The organism is Micromonospora sp. NPDC049171 (assembly GCF_040648275.1).
Lineage (GTDB): Bacteria > Actinomycetota > Actinomycetes > Mycobacteriales > Micromonosporaceae > Micromonospora.
Genome location: NZ_JBEZDJ010000005.1, coordinates 208,423 through 229,487, shown reverse-complemented (window position 1 = coordinate 229,487; position 21,065 = coordinate 208,423). Strand labels below are relative to the sequence as shown.

The window sequence follows — 21,065 nt, the reverse complement described above, 5'->3', positions numbered from 1 at the left end:
TCGTCCATCACGCCTCGGAGATCGCCTTCTCGACGGTGAGCAGCAGGGTCGGCGCCTCGGCCGCGGGCAGGCCACCGCCCTGGGCCAGGTCGGGACTGCCACCACCACGCCCGGAGAACGCCGCCTTCACCAGGTCCGACGCGGCCAGACCCCGGCTGCGCGCGGTCGCGTTGACCGCCACCACCAGGGACGCCTTGCCGTTCGACCGGGCCGCCACCGCGACCACCGCCGGCCGCGCCGGGTCGATCTTGCCCCGGATCTCCTGGGCGAGGGTCCGCACGTCGTTACCGGCCGCGCCCTCCGGCGCCTCGGTGCCCACGTACGCGACCCCGCGCACATCCTTGGCCTGCGCCGCGAGCGCCGACGCCCCGCCCAGCACCAGCTGGGCGCGCAGCTTCTCCAGCTCCTTCTCCGCGTCCCGGAGCTGGGTGACGGTCTGCTCCACCCGGTCGGCGACCTGGTCGTTGGGCACCCGGTACAGCTCGGCCAGCCGGGAGACCAGCAGGTGCTCCTTGGCCAGGAAGCCGAAGGCGTCCATGCCGACAAGCGCCTCGACCCGGCGGACACCGGAACCGATCGACGACTCGGAGAGGATCTTCACGAGGCCGAGCTGGGCCGAGCGGGCCACGTGCGTGCCGCCGCACAGCTCCCGGGCGTAGTCGCCCACCTCGACGACCCGCACCTCCTCGCCGTACTTCTCGCCGAAGAGCGCCATCGCGCCGATCCGCCGCGCCTCGTCCAGCGAGGTGATGAAGGCGTGCACCTCCAGGTCGGCCAGCAGCACCTCGTTGACCTGCTGCTCCACGTCACGCAGGACGCTCGGCGACACCCCGGTCGGGGTGTTGAAGTCGAACCGGAGCCGGCCGGGCGCGTTCAGCGAACCCGCCTGCGTGGCCGACTCACCGAGGAAGTTCCGCATGGTCTGGTGCACCAGGTGGGTGGCGGTGTGCGACCGGGAGATCGCTCGCCGCCGCGTCGTGTCGATCTCGGCGTAACCCGCCTCGCCGGCACGCACCTCACCCCGGATCACCCGGGCCCGGTGCACGATCAGGCCGGGCACCGGCTGCTGCACGTCGAGCACCTCGACCTGCCCGCCAGCAACGGTGATCATGCCCTGGTCGGGCTGCTGCCCACCACCCTCGGCGTAGAACGGGGTCGTGTCGAGCACCAGCTCGATGGTGTCGCCCTCGGTCGCCGCCTGCCGTGGGCCGTCCGCGCCGAGCAACGCCCGCACCGTCGACTCGCGGGCCACCTCGCTGTACCCGGTGAACGTCACCGGGCCACCCGCGTCGAGCACCGACCGGTACGCCGACAGGTCGGTGTGCCCCGTCTTGCGCGCCTGCGCGTCCGCCTTCGCCCGGGTGCGCTGGTCGGCCATCAGCCGGCGGAAACCCTCGTCGTCGACGGTGAGGCCCTGCTCGGCGGCGATCTCCAGGGTCAGGTCGATCGGGAAGCCGTACGTGTCGTGCAGCTGGAACGCCTTCGCCCCGGACAGCGCGGAGCCGCCCGCCGTGCGGGTCTCGGCGATCGCGGTGTCCAGGATCGTCGTGCCGGCACGCAGGGTGGACAGGAACGCCTCCTCCTCCGCGTACGCGTAGTCCGCGATCCGGTCGAAGTCGGTCGCCAGCTCCGGGTACGACGGGGACATGCAGTCCCGGGCCACCGGCAGCAGCTCGGGCAGCGCCCGGTCCTGCCAGCCGAGCAGCCGAATCGACCGGATCGCCCGGCGCATGATGCGGCGCAGCACGTAGCCGCGACCCTCGTTGGACGGCGTCACACCGTCGCCGATCAGCATCAGCGCGGTCCGCACGTGGTCGGCGATCACCCGCAGCCGCACGTCGTCCGGGTGCGACTCGCTGGCCACGTGGCCGGAGTGCGCGCCGTACCGCTTACCGGTCAGCTCCGCCGCCCGCGCCAGGATCGGCCGAACCTCGTCGATCTCGTACAGGTTGTCGACGCCCTGCAGGATCGAGGCCATCCGCTCCAGGCCCATGCCGGTGTCGATGTTCTTCGCCGGCAGATCACCCAGGATCGGGTAGTCGTCCTTCGTCGTGCCCGGACCCCGCTCGAACTGCATGAAGACGAGGTTCCAGAACTCCATGTAGCGGTCCTCGTCGACCGCCGGGCCGCCCTCGCGGCCATACTCCGGGCCCCGGTCGTAGAACAGCTCGGAGCACGGACCGCACGGCCCGGGAATGCCCATCGACCAGAAGTTGTCCGCCTTGCCCCGGCGCACGATCCGCTCGGCCGGCACGCCCACCGACCGCCAGATCTCGTACGCTTCGTCGTCGTCCAGGTACACCGTCGGCCAGACCCGCTCCGGGTCCAGCCCGAACCCGCCGTCGGCCTGCGACTTGGTGACCAGGTCCCAGGCGAGCGGAATCGCGCCCGCCTTGAAGTAGTCACCGAAGGAGAAGTTGCCGTTCATCTGGAAGAACGTGCCGTGCCGGCTGGTCTTGCCGACCTCGTCGATGTCCGGCGTACGGATGCACTTCTGCACGCTGACCGCCCGCTGGTACGCGGGAGTCTGCTGACCGAGGAAGTACGGAACGAACTGCACCATGCCGGCGTTGACGAACAGCAGGTTCGGGTCGCTGATGGCGGGCAGCGGAGCGGACGGCACCACGGTGTGGCCATTCGCCTCGAAGTGCGCGAGGTACCGCCGCTTGATCTCCGCCGTCTTCATCGCTGGTGTTCCTCCGGAAAGATTTCTCGATCGCCGATGCGCGGGTCTTCCCGCAGGTCGGCGAACTGATCGTCGAACGCCTCGCCCTGGGCGAACGCGTGGTGGATCTCCTGCTCGCGTTCGGCCATCCCGACCCGGACGTCCTCCACGAAACTACGCAGCGACTCGACGAGCCCGCCAGCGGATTCCGTCAGCGAGCTGGCGATGCCGGCCGGCGTGTACGCCTGGGCGGTCCGGGTCGCCTTGCGGACCACGATGACACCGACGGCCACGCCGATGCCGAGCCAGAACAAGCGCCTCATGTCTCGCTACCTCCTGGTACGCCGGCCGGTCAGCTGTTGCCGCGCCGCGCGGCCCGTCGCTGCTGCTTGATGGTGTCGCGGACCTCGCGCTCGGTCTCGGCGTGCCGGCGACCGGCGGCGGCCTTGCGCACGCCGTAGCCGAACGCGGCGACCTTCACCAGCGGGTTCGCGGCCGCGGCGGAGACCACGGTGGCCAGGTTGGCGACGTTCGCGGTGACGTTCTGCGCGTGGCTGGTCATCGTGTCGACCTTCGCCAGCTGGAGGTTCACGCCGTCGAGCGAGGTCTGCACCTGCTCCAGCGCGGTGTTGACGTTCTTCACCGTGGTGTTCACGTCACCGAGCAGCGGCCCGGTCCGATCGTTCAGGTCGTTGATCATCCGGGTGGTGGCGTCCACCGTGTGCCGCAGCCGCAGGATGGGCAGCGTCAGGATGAGCACCAGCACCGCGAACGCGCTCGCCGCGATCAGCGCCGCGATGGCTGCAATGTCGCCCACGCCTGTCCTCCTCAAGCAGAGTTCCGCAGGACCCGACGTCCTCGGAACGCAGAACCATGGCACCCGTGCCGGCCGCCGAGCCGTCGGCGGTCACCGGTGGCGGGCGAGCCCGCCAGCCCCAGACCCTACCGTCCGTGATGGAGACCGGCTCACGACGGTGAGGGTGTCAGCTCGCCCAGCGGGTCCCCGCTGACCGTCGGGAACGGGTCCTCTCCGGTCAGTGACGGGTCGGTGGTCGGCTGCGGCCTGGTCCGCTCGTCGTCGATCGCGTTGCGTACCTTCACCGACACCAACGAGCCGGTGCACTCCGTCGCAGCGGCCGACGGTTCGGTGGACGGCACGACGGCCGGCTCACCGTCGACCGGCGGCGGTACGCAGGTCGGCTCGCGGACCCACAGGTCGAGGGTCAACTCGTCGCGACGCCAGCAGGTGTAGCTGCCCTTCGTCTTCTGCTCCGGGCAGCGGTTCACCTTCCACGGCTGCCAGCCGTCCTGGCGCAGCGCGTCCTCGTAGACCTGCGCCGTGTCCTGTGGCGACTTCTCCGAGGTGACGGTGCGCTCCCGCAGCCGGCAGTCGAGCAGGCACCACCGGCTGCCACTGACGTCGTCGACCGTCTTCGCGGCGGCCCAGCCGGGCACGTTGAGTTGATCCAGGTTGTCGAAGACCGGGTCACGGCTCAGCGTGCGGATGCCGAAGAAGAGCGGCACCGCGCCGAGCAGCACGACGCTGACCAGCACCAGCACCGCCGCCCGGAGGCGACGGCGTTCGCGCGACTGCCGGCGTACCTCGGATCGGGCACCGGGCGCGTCGTCGGGCGTGTCCTGCCCAGCCGAGCGCAGCGCGGGCCCGCCGGACGGCTCCGGTGTCGGGTGGTCCACCGGGCCGGACGGGAGCGGCACGGCGGCGGCGACACGGGCCACACCGACGGGCTCGCCGGAGCGGCCGGGCGGTGGCACCGGGGCGACGCCGCTCGGCTCGGCGCGGCCGGGCTCCCGGTGCGGAGGCTGGGCACGCCCGGCGGCACGGTCGGCGGGGGTGGCTCGTCCGGACGCGGCGCCACCACGCGCCGGGGAACCGGGACCGGCACCCGGCTCACCGTGGGTCCGATCGTCGGCGAGGGGCGGTTGCGCGCCGCCGGGTGGCCGGACGGCGGCACGAGCCGGACCATCCGGACGCGAACGCGGCGGGCCGTCCACACCCGCTGCGGCGGCGGCACGAACCGGGCCGTCCACGCCGGCGGCACGAGCCGTACCGTCCGGACGGGCGGCGCCCCGGGGGGCCGCCTCGGCACCCGGGGCGGGGCGGGGCGGACCGTCGGCGCCACGGCGCCCGGCGTCCGGGACCGGTGCGCCGGCCGGGACGGGTCGGGCCCGGCCGGGCGGGGCGGGGCGGGCGGCGCCCCGAACCGGAGCGGCGGGATCGGCGCCGGGCGCGGGTCGTCCGCCGGCGTAGGGGCCGTCGCCGCGGTCGTTCGCCGGCCCGGGTCGACCCGGTCCGTCCGGGCCAGGTTCGGCTGGTGGCCGGCGTCGTCGGCCGGTCGGGTCGGGCGTGGGCGGGGCGTCGGGACCGGGCCCGGCCACCGCACGGGCGCGCCCGCCGGCGGCGTCCCCAACGGGTGCCCCGGCGTCTCGGCCGCGGGCGCGCCCGCCGGTGGGGTCCCCAACGGGTCCCGTGGCGTCTCGGCCGCGGGGGCGCCGATCGCCGGACGTCGGCGGAGGGGGCAGAGCCTGTTCTCCGGTGGTGCTCGGCGCGTCGGGTCGGGCGGCACGGCGACCGGTCGGTGCGTCCGCACCCGGGTCAGCCGGCGGGCCGGCAGGCCGGCGGGCGGCGGTGCGCTCCGCGGCCGGGTCGGGCACGCCGAGGCGACCGGACGCGTGGTCGACGAGCTCGCCGGTGCCGGTGGCCGGTGCCGGACGCCGATCCGTGGCCGGCGGGGTGCCACCGCGGCGGTTGACCACCGGCAGGCCGGGGTCGGTGTGTGGCAGGCGGCCGGCCTGGCGCAGCCAGTCGGCGGGCCGTTCGGGGCGGTCGGTCCGGGCCTCACCGGCGGCCGGCGGCCGGCGCTCGGGCTCAGCGGAGACGGCCCGGCGGCGACCGGTGCCGTCGGCCGGCCCGATGGTGGGCGTGGCACCGCTGTGACCGCCGGAGGCCTCGGGCATCGGCGGCGCGTTGCCCGAGCGGGGCACCGCTACCTCGTCGGGTTCGGCGGCACGGCGGCGTCCGCCGGCTGCCGGACGGGAGCGGTCGGCGGGACGACCGTCGGTGGGCTCCGGGGCTCCCGGGTCGACCGGGCCTGGGCGACGCCGCGCGGTACGCGGGTCGCGGTCGATGGCGGGGTCGGGCCGCAGGCCCTCCGCGGCCGGCGGCACGGCACCGGTCGGTGAGCCGTCCACCCGGGCCGCGCCGGAGGCGACAGGTGGCCCGGCGCCCCGGGTCGGATCGGGTGCCGCCGCGACGCGTCGGCCAGCGGACATTCCGTCGGCCGGCGGCAGTGGACGACCGGGCTCGACGGACTCCGGGCCCGGTCGGCGTCCCGGCGAGCCGGCGTCCGGACGGCGCAGCGGCGGCATCGCGTCCGGGTTCACCCCGGCTGCGGCGGCGTCCGGGCGACGACCCGGCGGAACAGCGGCGTCCGGGCGACGACCCGGCGGAACAGCGGCGTCCGGGCGACGACCCGGCGGAACAGCGGCGTCCGGATGACGACCCGGCGGAACAGCGGCCTCCGGGCGACGACCGGTCGGGGCGCCCGAGGTCGGTGGGCCTGCGGGTGGGCCGGGAGGAGCCGTCGCCGGGCGGGACCGGGCCGGGCCGCCGGGTGCGTCGGCAGCCGGGCGAGGCACGGGCGGGCTGGCCGGGTCGCCGCCAGCCGGGCGGGCAGCGGGCGGTGCCGGCGGTACGGCGGCACGGGCACCGGCTGCCGGCTGCACGCCGCGACGCACGGGCTGGCCCTGGACGGGGGCCGCGGCGCCGGCGACGGGCGGCCGGTCGTCCGGGCGGCGGCCGGTCGGTGGCGAATCCCCCGGCCAGGGGGTGTCGACCGGTCGACGTGCGGCGGTGCCACCGGGGCCGTTCTGGCGCGGGGCAGGCGGCACCGCGGCTTCCGGCGGCATCGCCTGACGCGGCCCGGCCGACTCCGCCGGTGCGCCGTCCGGGCCCAGCTCGCCGCGCTGCTGCTTGGCCGACCGCAGGTCGTCGATCCAGCCGAACTCCTCGCCGGCGACCGGCTCCTCCGGCTCGACCTCGGCCGCCCGGCCTCGACCCCACCGGCGCGTCTTGGCGCTCCGATCGCGCCGCTCGTCCGGGCCCTCGTCCGGGCGGTCCCCACCACGCGATCTCACTGTTGACCCTCTCCTGCGGCGTCAGCGCCGCTGTCCTGCGTCGTGCCGGGGGCGCCCGTGCCCGTCGTCGGGCGACCGACCTCACCGGGTAGCGCCGACGCGGTCCGCGTCGTTACCGGCGGCTCGGCTGTTCCAGTGTCCGGGCGGGCGGCCGGGGCCGGCAGGCCACGCACGATCCGGCGCAGCACCGGCAGCCGGGTGGCCACCGACCGTTCCGCGCCGTGCGGGCTGGGCTGGTAGTAGTCGGTGCCCACCAGGTCGTCCGGGACGTACTGCTGGGTGACCACGCCGCGCTGGTCGTCGTGCGGGTAGCGGTAGCCGGTGCCGTGGCCCAGCCCGCGGGCACCGGCGTAGTGCGCGTCGCGCAGCCCGCGCGGCACCGGGCCACCGCGGCCGGCCCGGACGTCGGCGATGGCGGCACCGATGGCGGTGGTGGCCGAGTTCGACTTGGGTGCGGTGGCCAGGTGGATCACCGCCTGGGCCAGGTTGAGCTGCGCTTCGGGCAGCCCGACGTACTCGACGGCGTGGGCGGCGGCGGTGGCGACGCTCAGCGCGCCGGGGTCGGCCATGCCCACGTCCTCGCTGGCGAAGATGACCAGGCGGCGCGCGATGAACCGGGCGTCCTCGCCGGCGACCAGCATGCGGGCCAGCCAGTGCACCGCGGCGTCCACGTCCGAGCCGCGCATGCTCTTGATGAAGGCGCTGACCACGTCGTAGTGGGCGTCGCCGTCGCGGTCGTAGCGCACCGCCGCGACGTCGACGGCCTGCTCGGCGGTGGCGAGGTCGATCCGCCCGGTGCCCAGCGCCGTGGCCGAGGCCGCCGCCGCCTCCAGTGCGGTGAGTGCCTTACGGACGTCACCGGAGGCGAGCCGGACCAGGTGGTCCTCGGCTTCGGTGGTCAAAGTGAGCACGTCGTCCAGGCCGCGCTTGTCGGCGACCGCGCGGCGCAGCAGGCCCCGCACCGCCTCGTCGTCGAGCGGTTGCAGGGTGAGCAGCACGCACCGCGACAACAGCGGCGAGATGACCGAGAAGTACGGATTTTCGGTGGTCGCCGCCAGCAACGTGACGGTGCGGTCCTCGACGGCGGCGAGCAGCGAGTCCTGTTGGGTCTTGCTGAACCGGTGCACCTCGTCGATGAAGAGCACGGTCTGCGGGCCACCCGAACGGCGCTGGCGGCGGGCCGCCTCGATCACCGCCCGCACGTCCTTGACGCCGGCGGAGAGCGCCGACATGGCGACGAAACGGCGGTCGGTCGCCCCGGCCACCAGGTGCGCGATGGTGGTCTTGCCGCTGCCCGGCGGACCCCAGAGGATCACCGACATCGGGGCGCCGCCGGAGACCAGTTGCCGCAGCGGGGCGCCGGGGGCGAGCAGGTGGTCCTGCCCGACCAACTCGTCGAGGGTCACCGGGCGCATCCGGACGGGCAGGGGCGAATCGTCGGCCACCGCGGTGAAGCCGTCGACACCGGCGGGACCGTCGGGCGCGCTGCGCGACCCGGCGGGTTCACCGAGGGAGAAGAGGGCGTCGGACTCCATCACGAAGACAGTACCGGGCCGGGCCCACGAGGCCGGAATCGCGCCGTGGGCCCGCCACCGGTGATCGGTTCCGGTCAGCCACGACCCGGGCGCCGGCCGCGGTACCAGCGGCCGCCGCCACCGCCGCCACCGCTGCGCGGGCCGCTGCCCACGCCGCCCAGGTAGAGCGCGAGCAGGAACAGGCCGAGGAGCACGAGGGTGTTCCAGTTGAACAGGTCGGGCGCTCCGAAGTCGGTGTCGAGCAGGTCGATAAGCAGGGCGAAGCCAAAAACGATGGCCGCGAGAATGGCGAGCATGTCGGTCCTCCGGTGGGGGTTCCCAGTACGTCGGCGCGTGATGTACCCAATCGGTCGACTCGCCAATCTCCACGGTGGATCTGGTTGCGTCGGAGCTGCCCGACGCGGGCGTCGTACCCCCGGCTTCTAGGCTGGTGAGCATGCTCCTCGACGACCAGGTGCTCCAGGACCGGGCCGCCATCCTGGATGCCGCCGGCCACCACCCGTTCGCCCGCCACGCGCTCGGGCCGGCGTTACCGGCGACGGGATACCAGCGCGAGGGCGCGGTGCTGTGGTTGGTGCCGACCAGGCACGGGCCGACCGGCTGCGCGATCGGCCCGGCCGGACCGGCTCTCGACATCTGTGTCGCGCTCGCCGACAGCGGGAGGCTGCGCCCCGGGCACCGACTGCATCTGCCCCGGCACGATCGCGCTCCGCTGACCGGCCGGCTGGCGGTGGCCGAGCACCACCACTGGGACTTCCACTGGACCGACGCGCCACCACCGGCGCAGCCGGACGAGCAGCCGGTCGTCCGCCTCACCGACGCCGACACCCCGGCGCTGGAGGCGCTCGTCGACGAGGCGTTCCCCAGCACCACCTCCCGCCCCGGCGACCCGCGGGTGATCGACTGGTACGGCATTCGGGCCGGCGGCCGACTGGTGGCGTGCGGCGCGGACCGCAGCCAGAGCGACGTCGGCTTCATCGCCGGCCTGACCGTGGCCCCCGACCTACGGGGTCGGGGTCTGGGTGCGTCGCTGACCGCCGGGATGACCCGGGCGCTGCTGGCCCGCCACGACACCGTGGCGCTCGGCGTCTACACGCACAACGTCGGTGCGGTACGGCTCTACCGTCGGCTCGGCTTCACCAACACCCTGCCGCTCAGCACGGTTCGCCTCGGGTGAACCGGAGCGGGGCCCCTCGCGCACGAGGGGCCCCGCTCAACGGTCGGTTGCGGGCACCGGCACCGCGATGGGCTCGTCGGCGGGGGCAGCCCGACGGCCGGCCAGCCAGGCGGGCAGGTAGAGCGGTGCGGCGACGGCGAGCACCACCGCACCGACCACCATCGCGGTGCTGACGCTGGCGGCGGCGGCGATCGCGGTCAGGACCACCCCGCCGAGGGCCGCGCCCGGTTGCGCCATCATCGAGTTCAACGAGAGCACGCTGGTCCGGTACGGGCCGTCGACCTGCCGGTGCAACAGGCCACTGTGCAGCGGGTTCGACGCGCCGTGCACGGCGTAGCAGGCCAGGTAGGCCACCAGCACCCCGACCGGTCCGGCGAACAGGCCCATCCCGACCACTGTCACACCCTGCAGGATGCGCAGCAGGGCCGCGCCCGGAGCCGCACCCATCCAGCGCAGCAGCAGGGGGGTCAGTGCCGCGCCGGCGGCCGAGGCGAGCCAGGCGGCCGAACTGGCCGGCCCGAGCAGCGCGGCGGCCCGTTCCGGGTTGCCGATCACCTCGGCGAGCCGAACCGGCAGCAACGACTCAAAGGTGATCATGCCGAAGCCCCAGAACAGCTCCACCAACACCAGGGCCAGCAGCACCCGGGAACGGCGCAGCAGCCCGACCGCCTGGCCGATCATCCGAGGCGCCTGGACCACCGAGGCCCGCACCGCCGCGAACCCGGTGGCCGGCCGGTGCTCGACCAGCAGGACGACCAGCGCGACGAGCGCCACCGCCTGCGCGACGATCGCGGCCAGCACGGGCACGGTGAGCGCGCTCACCGGCCCGATCGGACCCAGTGCGACCAGGCCACCGCTGAGCAGCGCACCGCCGCCGATGGCCCCGCCGCTGACGGTGCCCGCGTGCCCGAGGCCGCGTTCGTACTCGGCCTCCGGGTCGACGGCCAGAGTGGCGTCGACGTACCAGGACTCCAGCGGGCCGCTGTCCAGTGCCCGGTAGACCCCCTGCACCGCATAGACCAGGAAGAACACCCAGAACGAGTCGGCCACCGCGAACAGCGTCAGCGAGACGAGACTGAGCGCCCCGGCGACGACAAGCACCGGCCGGCGGCCGAGGGCATCGGCGAGGCCGCCGGTGGGCAACTCCAGCGCGAGCACCAGCAACCCCTGCGCGCTGAAGGCCAAGCCGATCTGCGGCAGTGACAGGCCACGCTCCTGCATCAGCAGGATCATGATCGGGATCATCAGACCCGTGGGCAGCCAACGCAGGCCGTAGAGCGTGAGGTAACGACGCCGAACCTGGCGTACGGTCAGCGCGCTCACGACGCCTCCTCAGTTCGCGACTGCGGGGCTCGCAACCCCGGCGCACTCCTCGCGCTCACGACGCCTCCCTAGTTCGCGACTGCGGGGCTCGCAACCCCGGCGCACTCCTCGCGCTCACGACGCCTCCTTAGTTCGCGACTGCGGGGCTCGCAACCCCGGCTCACTCCTCGCGCTCACCAGCGCTCGTCCAGGCGGGGGAAGCCGGCCAGGAACACGTGCACGGGCTTCGCGTCCGATGCCTCGGTGACGGCCTCGTCGCGGTAGCGCATCAGCACCGCCCACAGGTCCCCACTGAGAGCCCGCAGCCGAGCCGGGTCCAGCGGCAGCACCAGGTCGCTCATGCCGACGGCGTCCCGCCAGGCCCGGGACTGGTGGTGCTCGACGGCCATCCACCGCTCGGCCAACTCGGCCATCAGCCGCACCTGGTCGGTCTGGATCCACTGCACGGCGGCACGGGCGTCCGGATCGTCGTCGAAGTCGGTGGGTTCGAAGTGACTCACGTCGTGCGCGGCCTGCCACCAGCGCTGCCGGCCGGTGCCCCGGTCAGCATCCTCGGACACGAGCCCCACCTCGGCGAGTTGCCGCAGGTGATAGCTGGTCGCGCCGGTGTTGGTGCCCAACTTCTCGGCCAGGGCGGTCGCGGTGGCCGGCCCGTCGATGCGCAGCGAGCCGAGCAGCCGCATCCGCAGCGGGTGGGCCAACACGCGGACCTGCCGGCCGTCCAGATCGACGCGCCGTTGCTCGCCGCGGCCGTCGGGTGGCGGGTTCTCCATGTATGCACACTATCTCTGCACACTTGTTGTGCACAAGAGTTATGCACAATAGGCGTGCACATGCCGAGAGAAGAAGATCGGGTGCTCAGCGAGCCAGGAGTTCGCGCACCCCGCGCAGTCGGGTGCGCAGCAGGCCGGCCGCGCGGGAGCTGTCCAGGCGTACGTCAAGGGGGCGGGACAGGCCGACGGCGGCGCCGGTGGTGGTCCGGAGCCCGGCCGGGTCCAGGCCGAACCGCTCGGCGACGAGGAGACCCAGGTCGGCCCGGCTGACGGCGTCGGGGCCGGCCACGTTGAGCAGACCGGCGTACGGCGAGGTGACCAACTCCAGCACGGCGTCGGCCAGGTCGCTGACGTCGATCGGGCACCGGAACTCGTCGGTGAACAGCGCCGCCCGGCCGGCGAGCGCGTCCCGGCAGAGTTGGATCTGCTTGCTGCCCTCCCCCAGGATCAGCGAGGTACGCACCAGGGCCGCGCCGGGGTCGATCGCCCGCACGGCGGTCTCGGCCGCGGCCTTCGCGGCACCGTACGCGTGCACCGGTGTGGGCGGGTCGTCGTCGGCGTACGGGGTGGGACGGCCGGCGTGCAGCGCGTCACTGGACACGTGCACGAGTCGGGCACCGGTTTCGGCGGCGGCGACCGCCACGTTCGCGGCCCCGTCGGCGGTGACCGCCCAGTCGTCGTACCGATAGGGGGTCCCGATCACGGCGTCCGGCCGCACCTCGGCGACCAGCGCGCGCACGGCGGCCCGGTCGGTCACGTCCAGCCGACGCGCCGCGACCCCCGGCACCGGGATCGCGCCGGAGTGGAAGGTCCCCACCACCGCGAACCCGCGGCGAACCCCCCGCCGACAGACCTCCCGCCCCAGTAGCCCACTACCACCGACAACAAGCACCCGCACGCCAGCCCACTCCCCCACCTAGGTCGATCATGAGGTTAACGAGCCACACGCGGTCACGTGGGGCCCGTCAACCTCATGATCAACGAGACAGGGGGTCAGACCGGGTCGGAGACCGGGGCGGCCGGGCCGGCCGTGCCCGTGTGGGCGGTGGCCGGGGGCTTGGGCTTGGCGTCGATGCCGGCCTCGGTGCGCTGCTGGGTCGTGATCGGGGTGGGAGCGCCGGTCAGCGGGTCGAACCCGCCACGGGTCTTCGGGAACGCGATGACCTCACGGATCGAGTCGGCGCCGGCGAGCAGCATGCACACCCGGTCCCAGCCGAAGGCGATGCCGCCGTGCGGCGGGGCGCCGTACTTGAACGCCTCCAGCAGGAAGCCGAACTTGTCCTGCGCCTCCTCGGGGGTGATGCCGAGCAGGTCGAAGACCCGCTTCTGCACGTCACCCCGGTGGATACGGATCGACCCGCCGCCGATCTCGTTGCCGTTGCAGACGATGTCGTACGCGTACGCCAGGGCGCGGTCCGGAGCCTCCTCGAACCGGTCGACCCACTCGGCGTTCGGCGAGGTGAACGGGTGGTGCACGGCCGTCCAACCGCCCTCGTCCGTGCGCTCGAACATCGGCGCGTCGACCACCCAGCAGAACGCCCAGGCGCTCTCGTCGATCAGCCCGGCCCGCTTGGCGATCTCCACCCGGGCCGCGCCGAGCAGCTCCTGCGCCTCCCGGGCGGTGGCGCTGGCGGCGAAGAAGACCGCGTCGCCCGGCTTGGCGCCGACCGCGTCGGCGAGCCCGCCCAGGTGCTCGGCGGACAGGTTCTTCGCCACCGGGCCGCGCGCCTCGCCGGTCTCGGCGTCCAACACCACGTACGCCAGGCCCCGCGCGCCGCGCGCCTTGGCCCAGTCCTGCCAGCCGTCCAACTCCTTGCGGCTCTGCGCCGCGCCACCCGGCATCACCACCGCGCCGACGTAGCCGCCCGCGTCGATCGCCCCGGCGAAGACCCGGAACTCGGTGCCGCGCAGGTAGTCGGTCAGCTCGGTCAGCTCCACGCCGTAGCGCAGGTCCGGCTTGTCGGAGCCGTACCGGGCCATGGCGTCGTGCCAGGTGATCCGCGGGATCGGCCCGGAGATCTCGTGCCCGGCCAGGTCCTTCCACAGCGTCGAGACGATCGCCTCACCGAGGTCGATCACGTCGTCCTCGGTGACGAAGGACATCTCGATGTCGAGCTGGGTGAACTCGGGCTGCCGGTCGGCGCGGAAGTCCTCGTCGCGGTAGCAGCGGGCGATCTGGTAATACCGCTCCATGCCGCCGACCATCAGCAGCTGCTTGAACAGCTGCGGCGACTGCGGCAGCGCGTACCAGCTGCCCGGCTGCAACCGCACCGGCACCAGGAAGTCGCGGGCGCCCTCGGGCGTCGACCGGGTCAGGGTCGGCGTCTCGATCTCCAGGAAGTCCCGCTCGTGCAGCACACCCCGGGCCAGGTGGCTGGCGCGCGAGCGCAGCCGCAGCGCGTTCGCCGGCCCGCTGCGGCGCAGGTCCAGGTAGCGGTACTTGAGTCGGATGTCGTCGCCGGCCTCGATCTGGTCGTCCACCGGCAGCGGCAGCGGCGCCGCCTCGGAGAGCACCTCCAGCTCGGTGACGGTCACCTCGACCTCACCGGTGGGCAGCTCCGGGTTCTCGTTGCCGGCCGGCCGGCGGGTCACCTCGCCGACGACCTTCACGCAGAACTCGTTGCGCAGCGCGTGCGCGTCCTCCTCGCGGAAGACCACCTGGACGACGCCGGTGCCGTCGCGCAGGTCGACGAAGATGACCCCGCCGTGGTCGCGCCGGCGGGCCACCCACCCGGCGAGCGTCACCGTCGAGCCGGCGTCCGCGGCGCGCAGGCTTCCGGCATTGTGGGTACGGATCACGGCTGGCAACTCCTCATCGTGGAACAGTCCTCACCGGCATTCTGTCAGGGGTGGCCGCCCCGCCTCCGGGGCACCCGGCAGGCCGGCACGATTCGCTGGTGGGGCGGAGCGGCGAACCCGACTCGGCCGACCGCCGCGCCGGTTAACGTGGCGAAATGCGCGCCGTACCGAACTGGGCCGTCGCCACGGCGGCGGCCGCACCCCTGCTGCTGGTGAGCGGCTGGACGGTCGCGGCGGCACGGCAACCCGCCGGGTACGACCCGATTCGGGACACCATCAGCGAGCTGGCGGGGCAGGACGCCACCGACGCGTGGATCATGGTCGTGGCGCTGGTGCTGCTCGGCTGCTGCTACCTGTCGGTGGCCGCCGTCCTGCACGCGGCCGGGCTGCCCAGCCGGTTCCTGCTCGCGGTCGGTGGGGTGGCCACCATCGCGCTCGTCGCGTTTCCCCGGCCGCCGGTGGGTGGCTCGCTCAGCCACGGCGTCGCGGCGACGGTGGCGGTCCTCGCCCTGGCGCTCTGGCCGGCGGGGTCGGCACTGCGGCTGCCGCGGGGCCGCGACGCCGCGCACCCGGCCCGACCGGAGCCACCCTGGGCGTTTCGTCGGGCCGTGGGGCTGGGCGCCACGGTGGTGCTGCTCGCACTCTTCGGCTGGTGCGCCTTCGAGGTGACAGGTGGGTCCCGCACCGGGCTGGCCGAACGGGTGACGGCGGTGGCGGTCTCCCTCTGGCCGCTGCTGGCGGTGCTCTCCGCCCGGCGGGCGCATCTCGCCTGGTCCGTCGGTGCCACGGCACCCGGTGACACCGCGACTGTCGTACCCCCGGATCCCCTGCGGCCCACCCAGCGGCCCGACCGGCTCGCCTGAGCTGCCGGTGCCCGGACGCGCGGCGCGGGCCACCGGAATCCTCCGGCGGCCCGCGGGCGGTGGATCGATCAGAAGACGCTGACGCCGTAGCGGCTCAGGGCCTCGGTGACGGGCTGGAAGAAGGTCGTGCCGCCGGTGCGGCAGTTGCCACTACCGCCGGAGGTCATGCCCAGGGCCGTGGTGTTGGCGAACAGCGAGCCGCCGCTGTCGCCCGGCTCGGCGCAGACGTTGGTGCGGATCAGGCCGGAGACCGAGCCCTCGGCGTAGTTCACCGTGGCGTTCGTCGCGGTCACCGAGCCGGAACGCAGGCCGGTGGTGCTGCCGGAGCGCTGCACCGACTGGCCGACGGAGGCGTTGCCGGCGCCGGTGATGTCCCGGTAGCTGCCGTTGTAGAGGTAGACGTTGCCCGCGGCGTTGGCGGAGTTGCTGTGCCGCACGATGCCGTAGTCGTTGCCCGGGAAGCTGGTGCCGGTCCGGGTGCCGATCAGCGCGGTCTGCGCGGAGTTCGAGTACCAGCTGGCCGAGATGTTGGTGCAGTGCCCGGCGGTCACGAAGGAGTAGGTGCTGCCGCTGCGCACGTTGAAGCCGAGCGAGCAGCGCCCGCCGCCGCCGGCGTAGATGGCCTGGCCGCCGGAGATCCGGGTGCTGAGCACACCGGCCTCGGCCTCGACCCGGACCGCGCCGTTGGCCCGCGCGGCGGCAGCCTTGACCCGCTCCAGCTTGGCGCCGGTGACGGTGCTGTCGACGGAGACGACGACCTGGTTGGTGACCGGGTCGCTCCACCAGGCGGTGCCCGGGATCTTGGCGGAGCGCTCCAGTTCGGCGGTGGCCCGGTTGAGTTCACCGGCACCGCGGGTGACGTAGCGGACGGCGGCGCCGGCCTTGTTCGCCGTGCTGGCGGCGGCCGCGTCGGTCACCGTGACGACGGATTTGCCGCTGGCGTCGATGTACGAGCCGGCCGAGCGGTCGCCGAGTTGCGCGGACAGCGCGGCCGCGGCGTCGGGCGAGGCGGCCGGTGCGGCCTGGGCGGGTGCGCCGATGAGCGCGCCGACGACCAGACTTCCGGAAACGGCGACAGTCGCCGCAACGCGGAACGTGGACCTCGTGGGTCGCATGTAACAACCTCCTGGGCGGGGGAGCGGGTCTCGCCGAGGTCGGCTGACCCGATGGCAACCCGGCCGATCTGGGGAAACCGGCCGACTGCACTGAAGTATTCACATACTTAACTTCGTTGACAAGGCTTGGTTCAGCCCGGGTTCGCCGAACTTGGCGGGGCCACATCGCCGCAACACCACCGACACGTTGGCGAACAGTCACCGTCACACTCAACCCGCCCCGGGTGAGCATGATCGTCGATGCCTTGCGGCGTCGGTCGGTGCGGGTGTCGCGCGTCAGGGGGTCCGGCGGCGGGCGCCGGGGCCGGGGCGCGACACCACGTCGCGCAGCCGCCCCACGTCGTGTCCGTCGGCACAGCGCAGCTCGAGGCGCACCGGCGCATCGCAGTCACGGTGAGTGACGGTCAACAGCGAACCCTCGGCGTCGGCGAGGTACCGGTCACCCCACCCGAGCACGGCCACCAGGACCGGCCAGAGATCCAGGCCCTTCTCCGTCAACCGGTACTCGTGGCGCAGCCGACTGCCCGGCTCCCGGTACGGCTCGCGGCGCAGCACGCCCTGCTCGACCAGGCTGGCCAACCGCTTGGTCAGCACCTGCCGCGGAATGCCGGTGCGCACCCGCATGTCGTCGAAGCGGCGGATGCCGGTGAACACCTCGCGGAGCACCACAACCGTCCACCGCTCACCGAGGATCTCCATGGCGCGGGCGATGGTGCAGTTCTCCACCGACCAGTCCAGTGCTGCGGGTCGCATCCGACCAGGCTAGGTCTCGTTGACAGACTCAGCAACCTGCTGCCAGGCTGCGTCCATGACGCAGACTCAGGAGCCAGCGCGCAGCCGCACCTTCACCTGGGCGGACCCGGCGGTCAACGCCGCCCAGCTCGGTCGACGCAGCGGCCTGGAGATGCTCCGGGCGATGATTGCCGGCGAGCTGGCCGCACCACCGGTGATGCACCTCATCGACATGACCCGGATGGAGGCCGACGAAGGCCGGGTCGTCGTCGAGTTGACCCCGCAGGAGTTCCACTACAACCCGCTCGGCAGCGTCCACGGTGGTGTCCTCTCGACACTGCTGGACACCGCCGCCGGCTGTGCCGTGCACACCACCCTGCCGGCCGGCGTCGGCTACACCTCGCTGGACCTCAACGTGAAGTTCCTCCGCCCGGTCACGGTGGACAGTGGCACGCTGCGCTGCGAGGGCACGGTGCTGCAACGCGGCCGCCGAACGGCCCTGGCCGAGGCCCGCATCACCGACACCACAGCCCGCCTGATAGCCCACGCCACCAGCACCTGCCTACTCCTCCCCCACCCCTGACCACCCCACCCCACCCACCCCCCACCCCCACCCCCTCCCCGGCCCCCACCCCGCCCCACTCCCACGTTGATCATGGAGTTATTGCGCCGACACGCCGATGCGGGTGGCAATAACTCCATGATCAACGGGGGGTGGGGGTGGGGTGGGGAGAGGGGCGGGGAGAGGGGCGGGGGGCCGGCGGGGGGATGCTGTTAGCGGGGGGCTAGGCGGGCGGCTCGGGCTGCGCGCTTTTCCTCGAAGCGGCTTGCTGCCTTGTCCAGGGTGTCCAGTTGGGTGGCCAGCTGTTCGCGGGCGGCTTCGCCGTCGGCGTCGAGGCCTGTCACGTTGAAGACGTCCCACTGGCGCAGCACCGGCTGCAACACCTCGTCGCGGTGCTGGCGCAGGTCGTAGATGCCGGCCAGGGCGATCGCCACCGACTTGCGGGCGAAACCGTCGATGCCGGCGCCCGGCATCTGGAAGTCGGCCACCACGTCGGCGACGGCCCGCATGGCCTGGCTCGGGGCCAGCTCGAACGCGGCGGCGAGCAGGTTGCGGTAGAAGACCATGTGCAGGTTCTCGTCGGCGGCCACCCGGGCGAGCAGCGCCTCGCAGGCGGGGTCGCCGGTGGCCCTGCCGGTGTTGCGGTGCGAGATCCGGGTGGCCAGCTCCTGGAACGAGACGTACGCCAGCGAGTGCAGCACCTCGTCGCCGTGGGCGTTGGTGTAGCCCTCGGACATGTGCGTCATCCGGGCCCGCTCCAACGCCACCGGGTCGACCGCCCGGGTGACGGTCAGGTAGTCGCGGATCGCCACACCGTGCCGCCCCTCCTCCGCGGTCCACCGGTGCACCCAGGTGCCCCACGCGCCGTCCCGGCCGAACAGGGTGGCGATCTCGTGGTGGTACGAGGGCAGGTTGTCCTCGGTCAGCAGGTTCACGATCAGCGCGGTGCGGGCCACGTCCGGGATCGTGGAGTCGGTCGGCGACCACGCCTCGCCGCCCAGCGGCCCGTCGAAGGTCCGGCCCTCGCTCCACGGCACGTACTCGTGCGGGAACCACTCCTTGGCCAGCGAAAGGTGGCGGTCGAGGTTGCGGGCGACCACCGGCTCCAACTCGAGGAGGAGGGCGGTCTGGCTCAGTGCGGTGCTCATGGTCACGAGAAACTCCCTACGGTGGCGTAACTTACGCTACCGTAGGTCCCCGCGACCATGAGCGCCAGTGGGGAGACTCAGCTGACCGTCGGCTTGCGGTCCACCAGAGGTGGCGCCCACTCCTCCGCACCGGCCGTGACCTGCTCACCCGAACGGATGTCCTTCACCTCGTCCGGGGCGCCGTCCGCCCCCGGGAACCACACGTACGGGATGCCGCGCCGCTCGGCGTAACGGATCTGCTTGCCGAACTTCGCCGCGCTCGGCGAGACCTCGGTGGCGATGCCGCGCCGCCGCAGCGCCGCCGCGATCCGGCCACTGGCCGGGCGGTGTTCCTCGTCGGCCAACGCCACCAGGACACAGGTGGGCACCGACCGGGACACCGACAGCTCCCCCGCGCCGAAGAGCAGCCCGAGCAGCCGGGTCACCCCGATCGAGATCCCCACCCCGGGGTACGAGACAGCGCCGGCGCTGGCCAGGTTGTCGTACCGGCCGCCGGAGCAGATCGAGCCGAACCGCTCGTAGCCGCGCAGCTGGGTCTCGTAGACGGTGCCGGTGTAGTAGTCCAGGCCACGGGCGATGCGCAGGTCCGCCACGCAGAGGCCGGGCGAGTGCTCGGCGGCGGTCTGCACCACCCGGACCAACTCCTCGATGCCCTCGTCGAGCATCGGGTCGCTCACCCCGAGCGCGCGTACGGCGTCGGCGAACGACGTGTCCGGTGCGGAGATCTCGGCCAGCGCCAGGCACGCCTTGGCCTGCGCCTCGCTCGCCCCGGCGGTCTCGGCCAGCAGGTCGGCCACCTTCGCCGGGCCGATCTTGTCGAGCTTGTCGATCGCCCGCAGCGCCGCCTCCGGGTCGGTGAGCCCGATGCCCCGGTAGAAGCCCTCCGAGATCTTGCGGTTGTTGACCTGGATGGTCACCGGCGGGATCGGCAGCGACCGCAGCGCGTCCCCGATGACCAGCGGCATCTCCGCCTCGTGGTGCGCGGCCAGGGTGTCCCGGTCGATGATGTCGATGTCGGCCTGGACGAACTCCCGGTAGCGGCCCTCCTGCGGTCGCTCACCCCGCCACACCTTCTGGATCTGGTAGCGGCGGAACGGGAAGGTCAGCTTGCCGGCGTTCTCCAGCACGTAGCGGGCGAACGGCACGGTCAGGTCGAAGTGCAGGCCGAGCTGGTCGTCGCCGCCGGCGCTCTCGGCGTCGGCGTGCAGCCGACGGATCACGTAGACCTCCTTCGAGGTCTCGCCCTTGCGCAGCAGCTGGTCCAGCGGCTCCACGGCGCGGGTCTCCAGCGGCGCGAAGCCGTACAGCTCGAAGGTGGTCTTGATCCTGTCCAGCACGAACTGCTCGATCATCCGCTGTCCGGGGGTCCACTCCGGGAAACCGGAGATGGGCGTGGGCTTGCTCATCGGCGTACTCCTTGCGGTTCCGCGCCCGCGGCGCGGTGGTGTCGTGGGTCCGCGCGCGGCGCGGACGAAAGAACTAGAGGCCCCGGGTCGGTGGGGCCGGCGTCGTGCCGGCCACCTCGATGAGGTACGGGTTGCTGGCGCGCTCGCGGCCGATGGTGGTGCTCGGGCCGTGGCCGGGCAGCACGACGGTGTCGTCGGCCAGCGGGAGGATCTTGTCGCGCAGGCTGGTGAGCATGGCCGGCATGCTCCCGCCCGGCAGGTCGGTGCGGCCGATCGACCCGGCGAAGAGGACGTCGCCGGAGAGGCAGATCTCGTCCGCCTCCCAGCCCGAGCCCGCGCCGGGCAGCCGGAACAGCACCGACCCGCCGGTATGGCCCGGGGCGTGGTCGACGGCGATCTCCAGGCCGGCGAGGCTGAGGGTGGCACCGTCGGTCAGCTCGGCCACGTCCTCCGGCTCGGTGTAGCTCAGTCGGCCGCCGAACAGCGACGTCAGGTCGGTGGAGAGGCCCTTGGCCGGGTCGGCGAGCATCTCCCGGTCGCCGGGGTGCACGTAGGCGGTGATGCCCCGCGCGCCGCAGACCGGCGCGACCGAGAACGTGTGGTCGAGGTGGCCATGGGTGAGCAGCACGGCGGCCGGATGCAGGCGGTGCTCGGCGAGCAGCGCGTCGAGCTGGTCGAGCACCCCGATGCCGGGGTCGACCACCACGCACTGCTCCCCCGGCGCGGTGGCAACCACGTAGCAGTTGGTGCCGAAGGCGTCCGCGGGAAAGCCGGCCACGAGCACGGGCGCTGTCCTTTCGTCGAGCGGCTGG

General features: G+C 73.4%; 18 protein-coding genes. 3 read left to right on the top strand and 15 right to left on the bottom strand.

Translation table 11 applies throughout. The features are described from left to right. Positions 1–7: 7 nt before the first annotated feature. The 6 genes from alaS to AB0B14_RS08880 all read right to left on the bottom strand — a co-directional run bounded on the left by alaS (position 8) and on the right by AB0B14_RS08880 (position 8,651). Entirely contained in the window at positions 8–2,686 is a 2,679-nt protein-coding gene (gene alaS, locus AB0B14_RS08905) for an alanine--tRNA ligase (protein WP_357522051.1), read from the bottom strand. Next, on the bottom strand, positions 2,683–2,988 hold the full coding sequence (locus AB0B14_RS08900) for a hypothetical protein (RefSeq protein ID WP_357069287.1): 306 nt from the start codon (positions 2,986–2,988) through the stop codon (positions 2,683–2,685). The genes alaS and AB0B14_RS08900 overlap by 4 nt, the downstream gene beginning before the upstream one ends. A gap of 29 nt (positions 2,989–3,017) precedes the next feature. Further along, positions 3,018–3,482, bottom strand: coding sequence for a DUF948 domain-containing protein (locus tag AB0B14_RS08895; protein ID WP_357069285.1), 465 nt, complete (start codon positions 3,480–3,482; stop codon positions 3,018–3,020). Between the two features lie 149 nt (positions 3,483–3,631). Next, on the bottom strand, positions 3,632–4,321 hold the full coding sequence (locus AB0B14_RS08890) for a hypothetical protein (protein ID WP_357522104.1): 690 nt from the start codon (positions 4,319–4,321) through the stop codon (positions 3,632–3,634). A gap of 2,495 nt (positions 4,322–6,816) precedes the next feature. Continuing rightward, the gene (locus tag AB0B14_RS08885; protein ID WP_357522049.1) at positions 6,817–8,355 is read right to left on the bottom strand and encodes a replication-associated recombination protein A; all 1,539 of its coding nucleotides are present in this window, start codon (positions 8,353–8,355) and stop codon (positions 6,817–6,819) included. 74 nt (positions 8,356–8,429) lie between these two features. Beyond that, positions 8,430–8,651: a hypothetical protein gene (locus tag AB0B14_RS08880; protein WP_357069281.1), complete on the bottom strand. Its 222-nt coding sequence runs from the start codon at positions 8,649–8,651 to the stop codon at positions 8,430–8,432. Between the two features lie 140 nt (positions 8,652–8,791). Here AB0B14_RS08880 and AB0B14_RS08875 point away from each other — a divergent pair, with 140 nt between their 5' ends. Next, the gene (locus AB0B14_RS08875) at positions 8,792–9,532 is read left to right on the top strand and encodes a GNAT family N-acetyltransferase (RefSeq protein ID WP_357522047.1); all 741 of its coding nucleotides are present in this window, start codon (positions 8,792–8,794) and stop codon (positions 9,530–9,532) included. Positions 9,533–9,568: 36 nt separating this feature from the next. Here AB0B14_RS08875 and AB0B14_RS08870 read toward each other — a convergent pair whose 3' ends face one another. The 4 genes from AB0B14_RS08870 to aspS all read right to left on the bottom strand — a co-directional run bounded on the left by AB0B14_RS08870 (position 9,569) and on the right by aspS (position 14,427). Then, positions 9,569–10,855 carry an MFS transporter gene (locus tag AB0B14_RS08870; RefSeq protein ID WP_357069277.1) on the bottom strand — a complete coding sequence of 429 codons (1,287 nt, stop codon included), beginning with the start codon at positions 10,853–10,855 and terminating at the stop codon, positions 9,569–9,571. Positions 10,856–11,028: 173 nt separating this feature from the next. Further along, a complete protein-coding gene (locus AB0B14_RS08865; RefSeq protein ID WP_357069275.1) occupies positions 11,029–11,628 on the bottom strand; it encodes a helix-turn-helix domain-containing protein in 600 nt (199 codons plus the stop codon). Between the two features lie 85 nt (positions 11,629–11,713). Further along, positions 11,714–12,526 (bottom strand): sugar nucleotide-binding protein, encoded by an 813-nt coding sequence (locus tag AB0B14_RS08860; RefSeq protein WP_357069447.1) that lies wholly within the window; start codon positions 12,524–12,526, stop codon positions 11,714–11,716. 95 nt (positions 12,527–12,621) lie between these two features. Continuing rightward, positions 12,622–14,427, bottom strand: a complete 1,806-nt coding sequence (gene aspS / locus AB0B14_RS08855) for an aspartate--tRNA ligase (RefSeq protein ID WP_357522045.1) — start codon at positions 14,425–14,427, stop codon at positions 12,622–12,624. A 155-nt stretch (positions 14,428–14,582) separates the two neighbouring features. Between aspS and AB0B14_RS08850 the strand changes: the two genes are divergently transcribed. Continuing rightward, positions 14,583–15,290 (top strand): DUF998 domain-containing protein, encoded by a 708-nt coding sequence (locus AB0B14_RS08850; protein WP_357069273.1) that lies wholly within the window; start codon positions 14,583–14,585, stop codon positions 15,288–15,290. Positions 15,291–15,358: 68 nt separating this feature from the next. On the opposite strand, the gene AB0B14_RS08845 is transcribed toward AB0B14_RS08850, so the two are convergent. After that, a complete protein-coding gene (locus tag AB0B14_RS08845; protein ID WP_357069271.1) occupies positions 15,359–16,405 on the bottom strand; it encodes a S1 family peptidase in 1,047 nt (348 codons plus the stop codon). Between the two features lie 276 nt (positions 16,406–16,681). Further along, complete coding sequence (locus AB0B14_RS08840) at positions 16,682–17,158, bottom strand: helix-turn-helix domain-containing protein (protein WP_357522043.1); 477 nt, start codon at positions 17,156–17,158, stop codon at positions 16,682–16,684. Between the two features lie 55 nt (positions 17,159–17,213). Between AB0B14_RS08840 and AB0B14_RS08835 the strand changes: the two genes are divergently transcribed. After that, positions 17,214–17,720, top strand: coding sequence for a PaaI family thioesterase (locus AB0B14_RS08835; protein WP_357069267.1), 507 nt, complete (start codon positions 17,214–17,216; stop codon positions 17,718–17,720). A 191-nt stretch (positions 17,721–17,911) separates the two neighbouring features. Here AB0B14_RS08835 and AB0B14_RS08830 read toward each other — a convergent pair whose 3' ends face one another. The 3 genes from AB0B14_RS08830 to AB0B14_RS08820 all read right to left on the bottom strand — a co-directional run bounded on the left by AB0B14_RS08830 (position 17,912) and on the right by AB0B14_RS08820 (position 21,037). Further along, positions 17,912–18,847: an acyl-ACP desaturase gene (locus AB0B14_RS08830; protein ID WP_357069444.1), complete on the bottom strand. Its 936-nt coding sequence runs from the start codon at positions 18,845–18,847 to the stop codon at positions 17,912–17,914. Between the two features lie 77 nt (positions 18,848–18,924). Continuing rightward, positions 18,925–20,253, bottom strand: a complete 1,329-nt coding sequence (hisS, locus tag AB0B14_RS08825) for a histidine--tRNA ligase (protein WP_357522041.1) — start codon at positions 20,251–20,253, stop codon at positions 18,925–18,927. A 73-nt stretch (positions 20,254–20,326) separates the two neighbouring features. Continuing rightward, a complete protein-coding gene (locus AB0B14_RS08820; RefSeq protein ID WP_357522039.1) occupies positions 20,327–21,037 on the bottom strand; it encodes an MBL fold metallo-hydrolase in 711 nt (236 codons plus the stop codon). Positions 21,038–21,065: the final 28 nt, after the last annotated feature.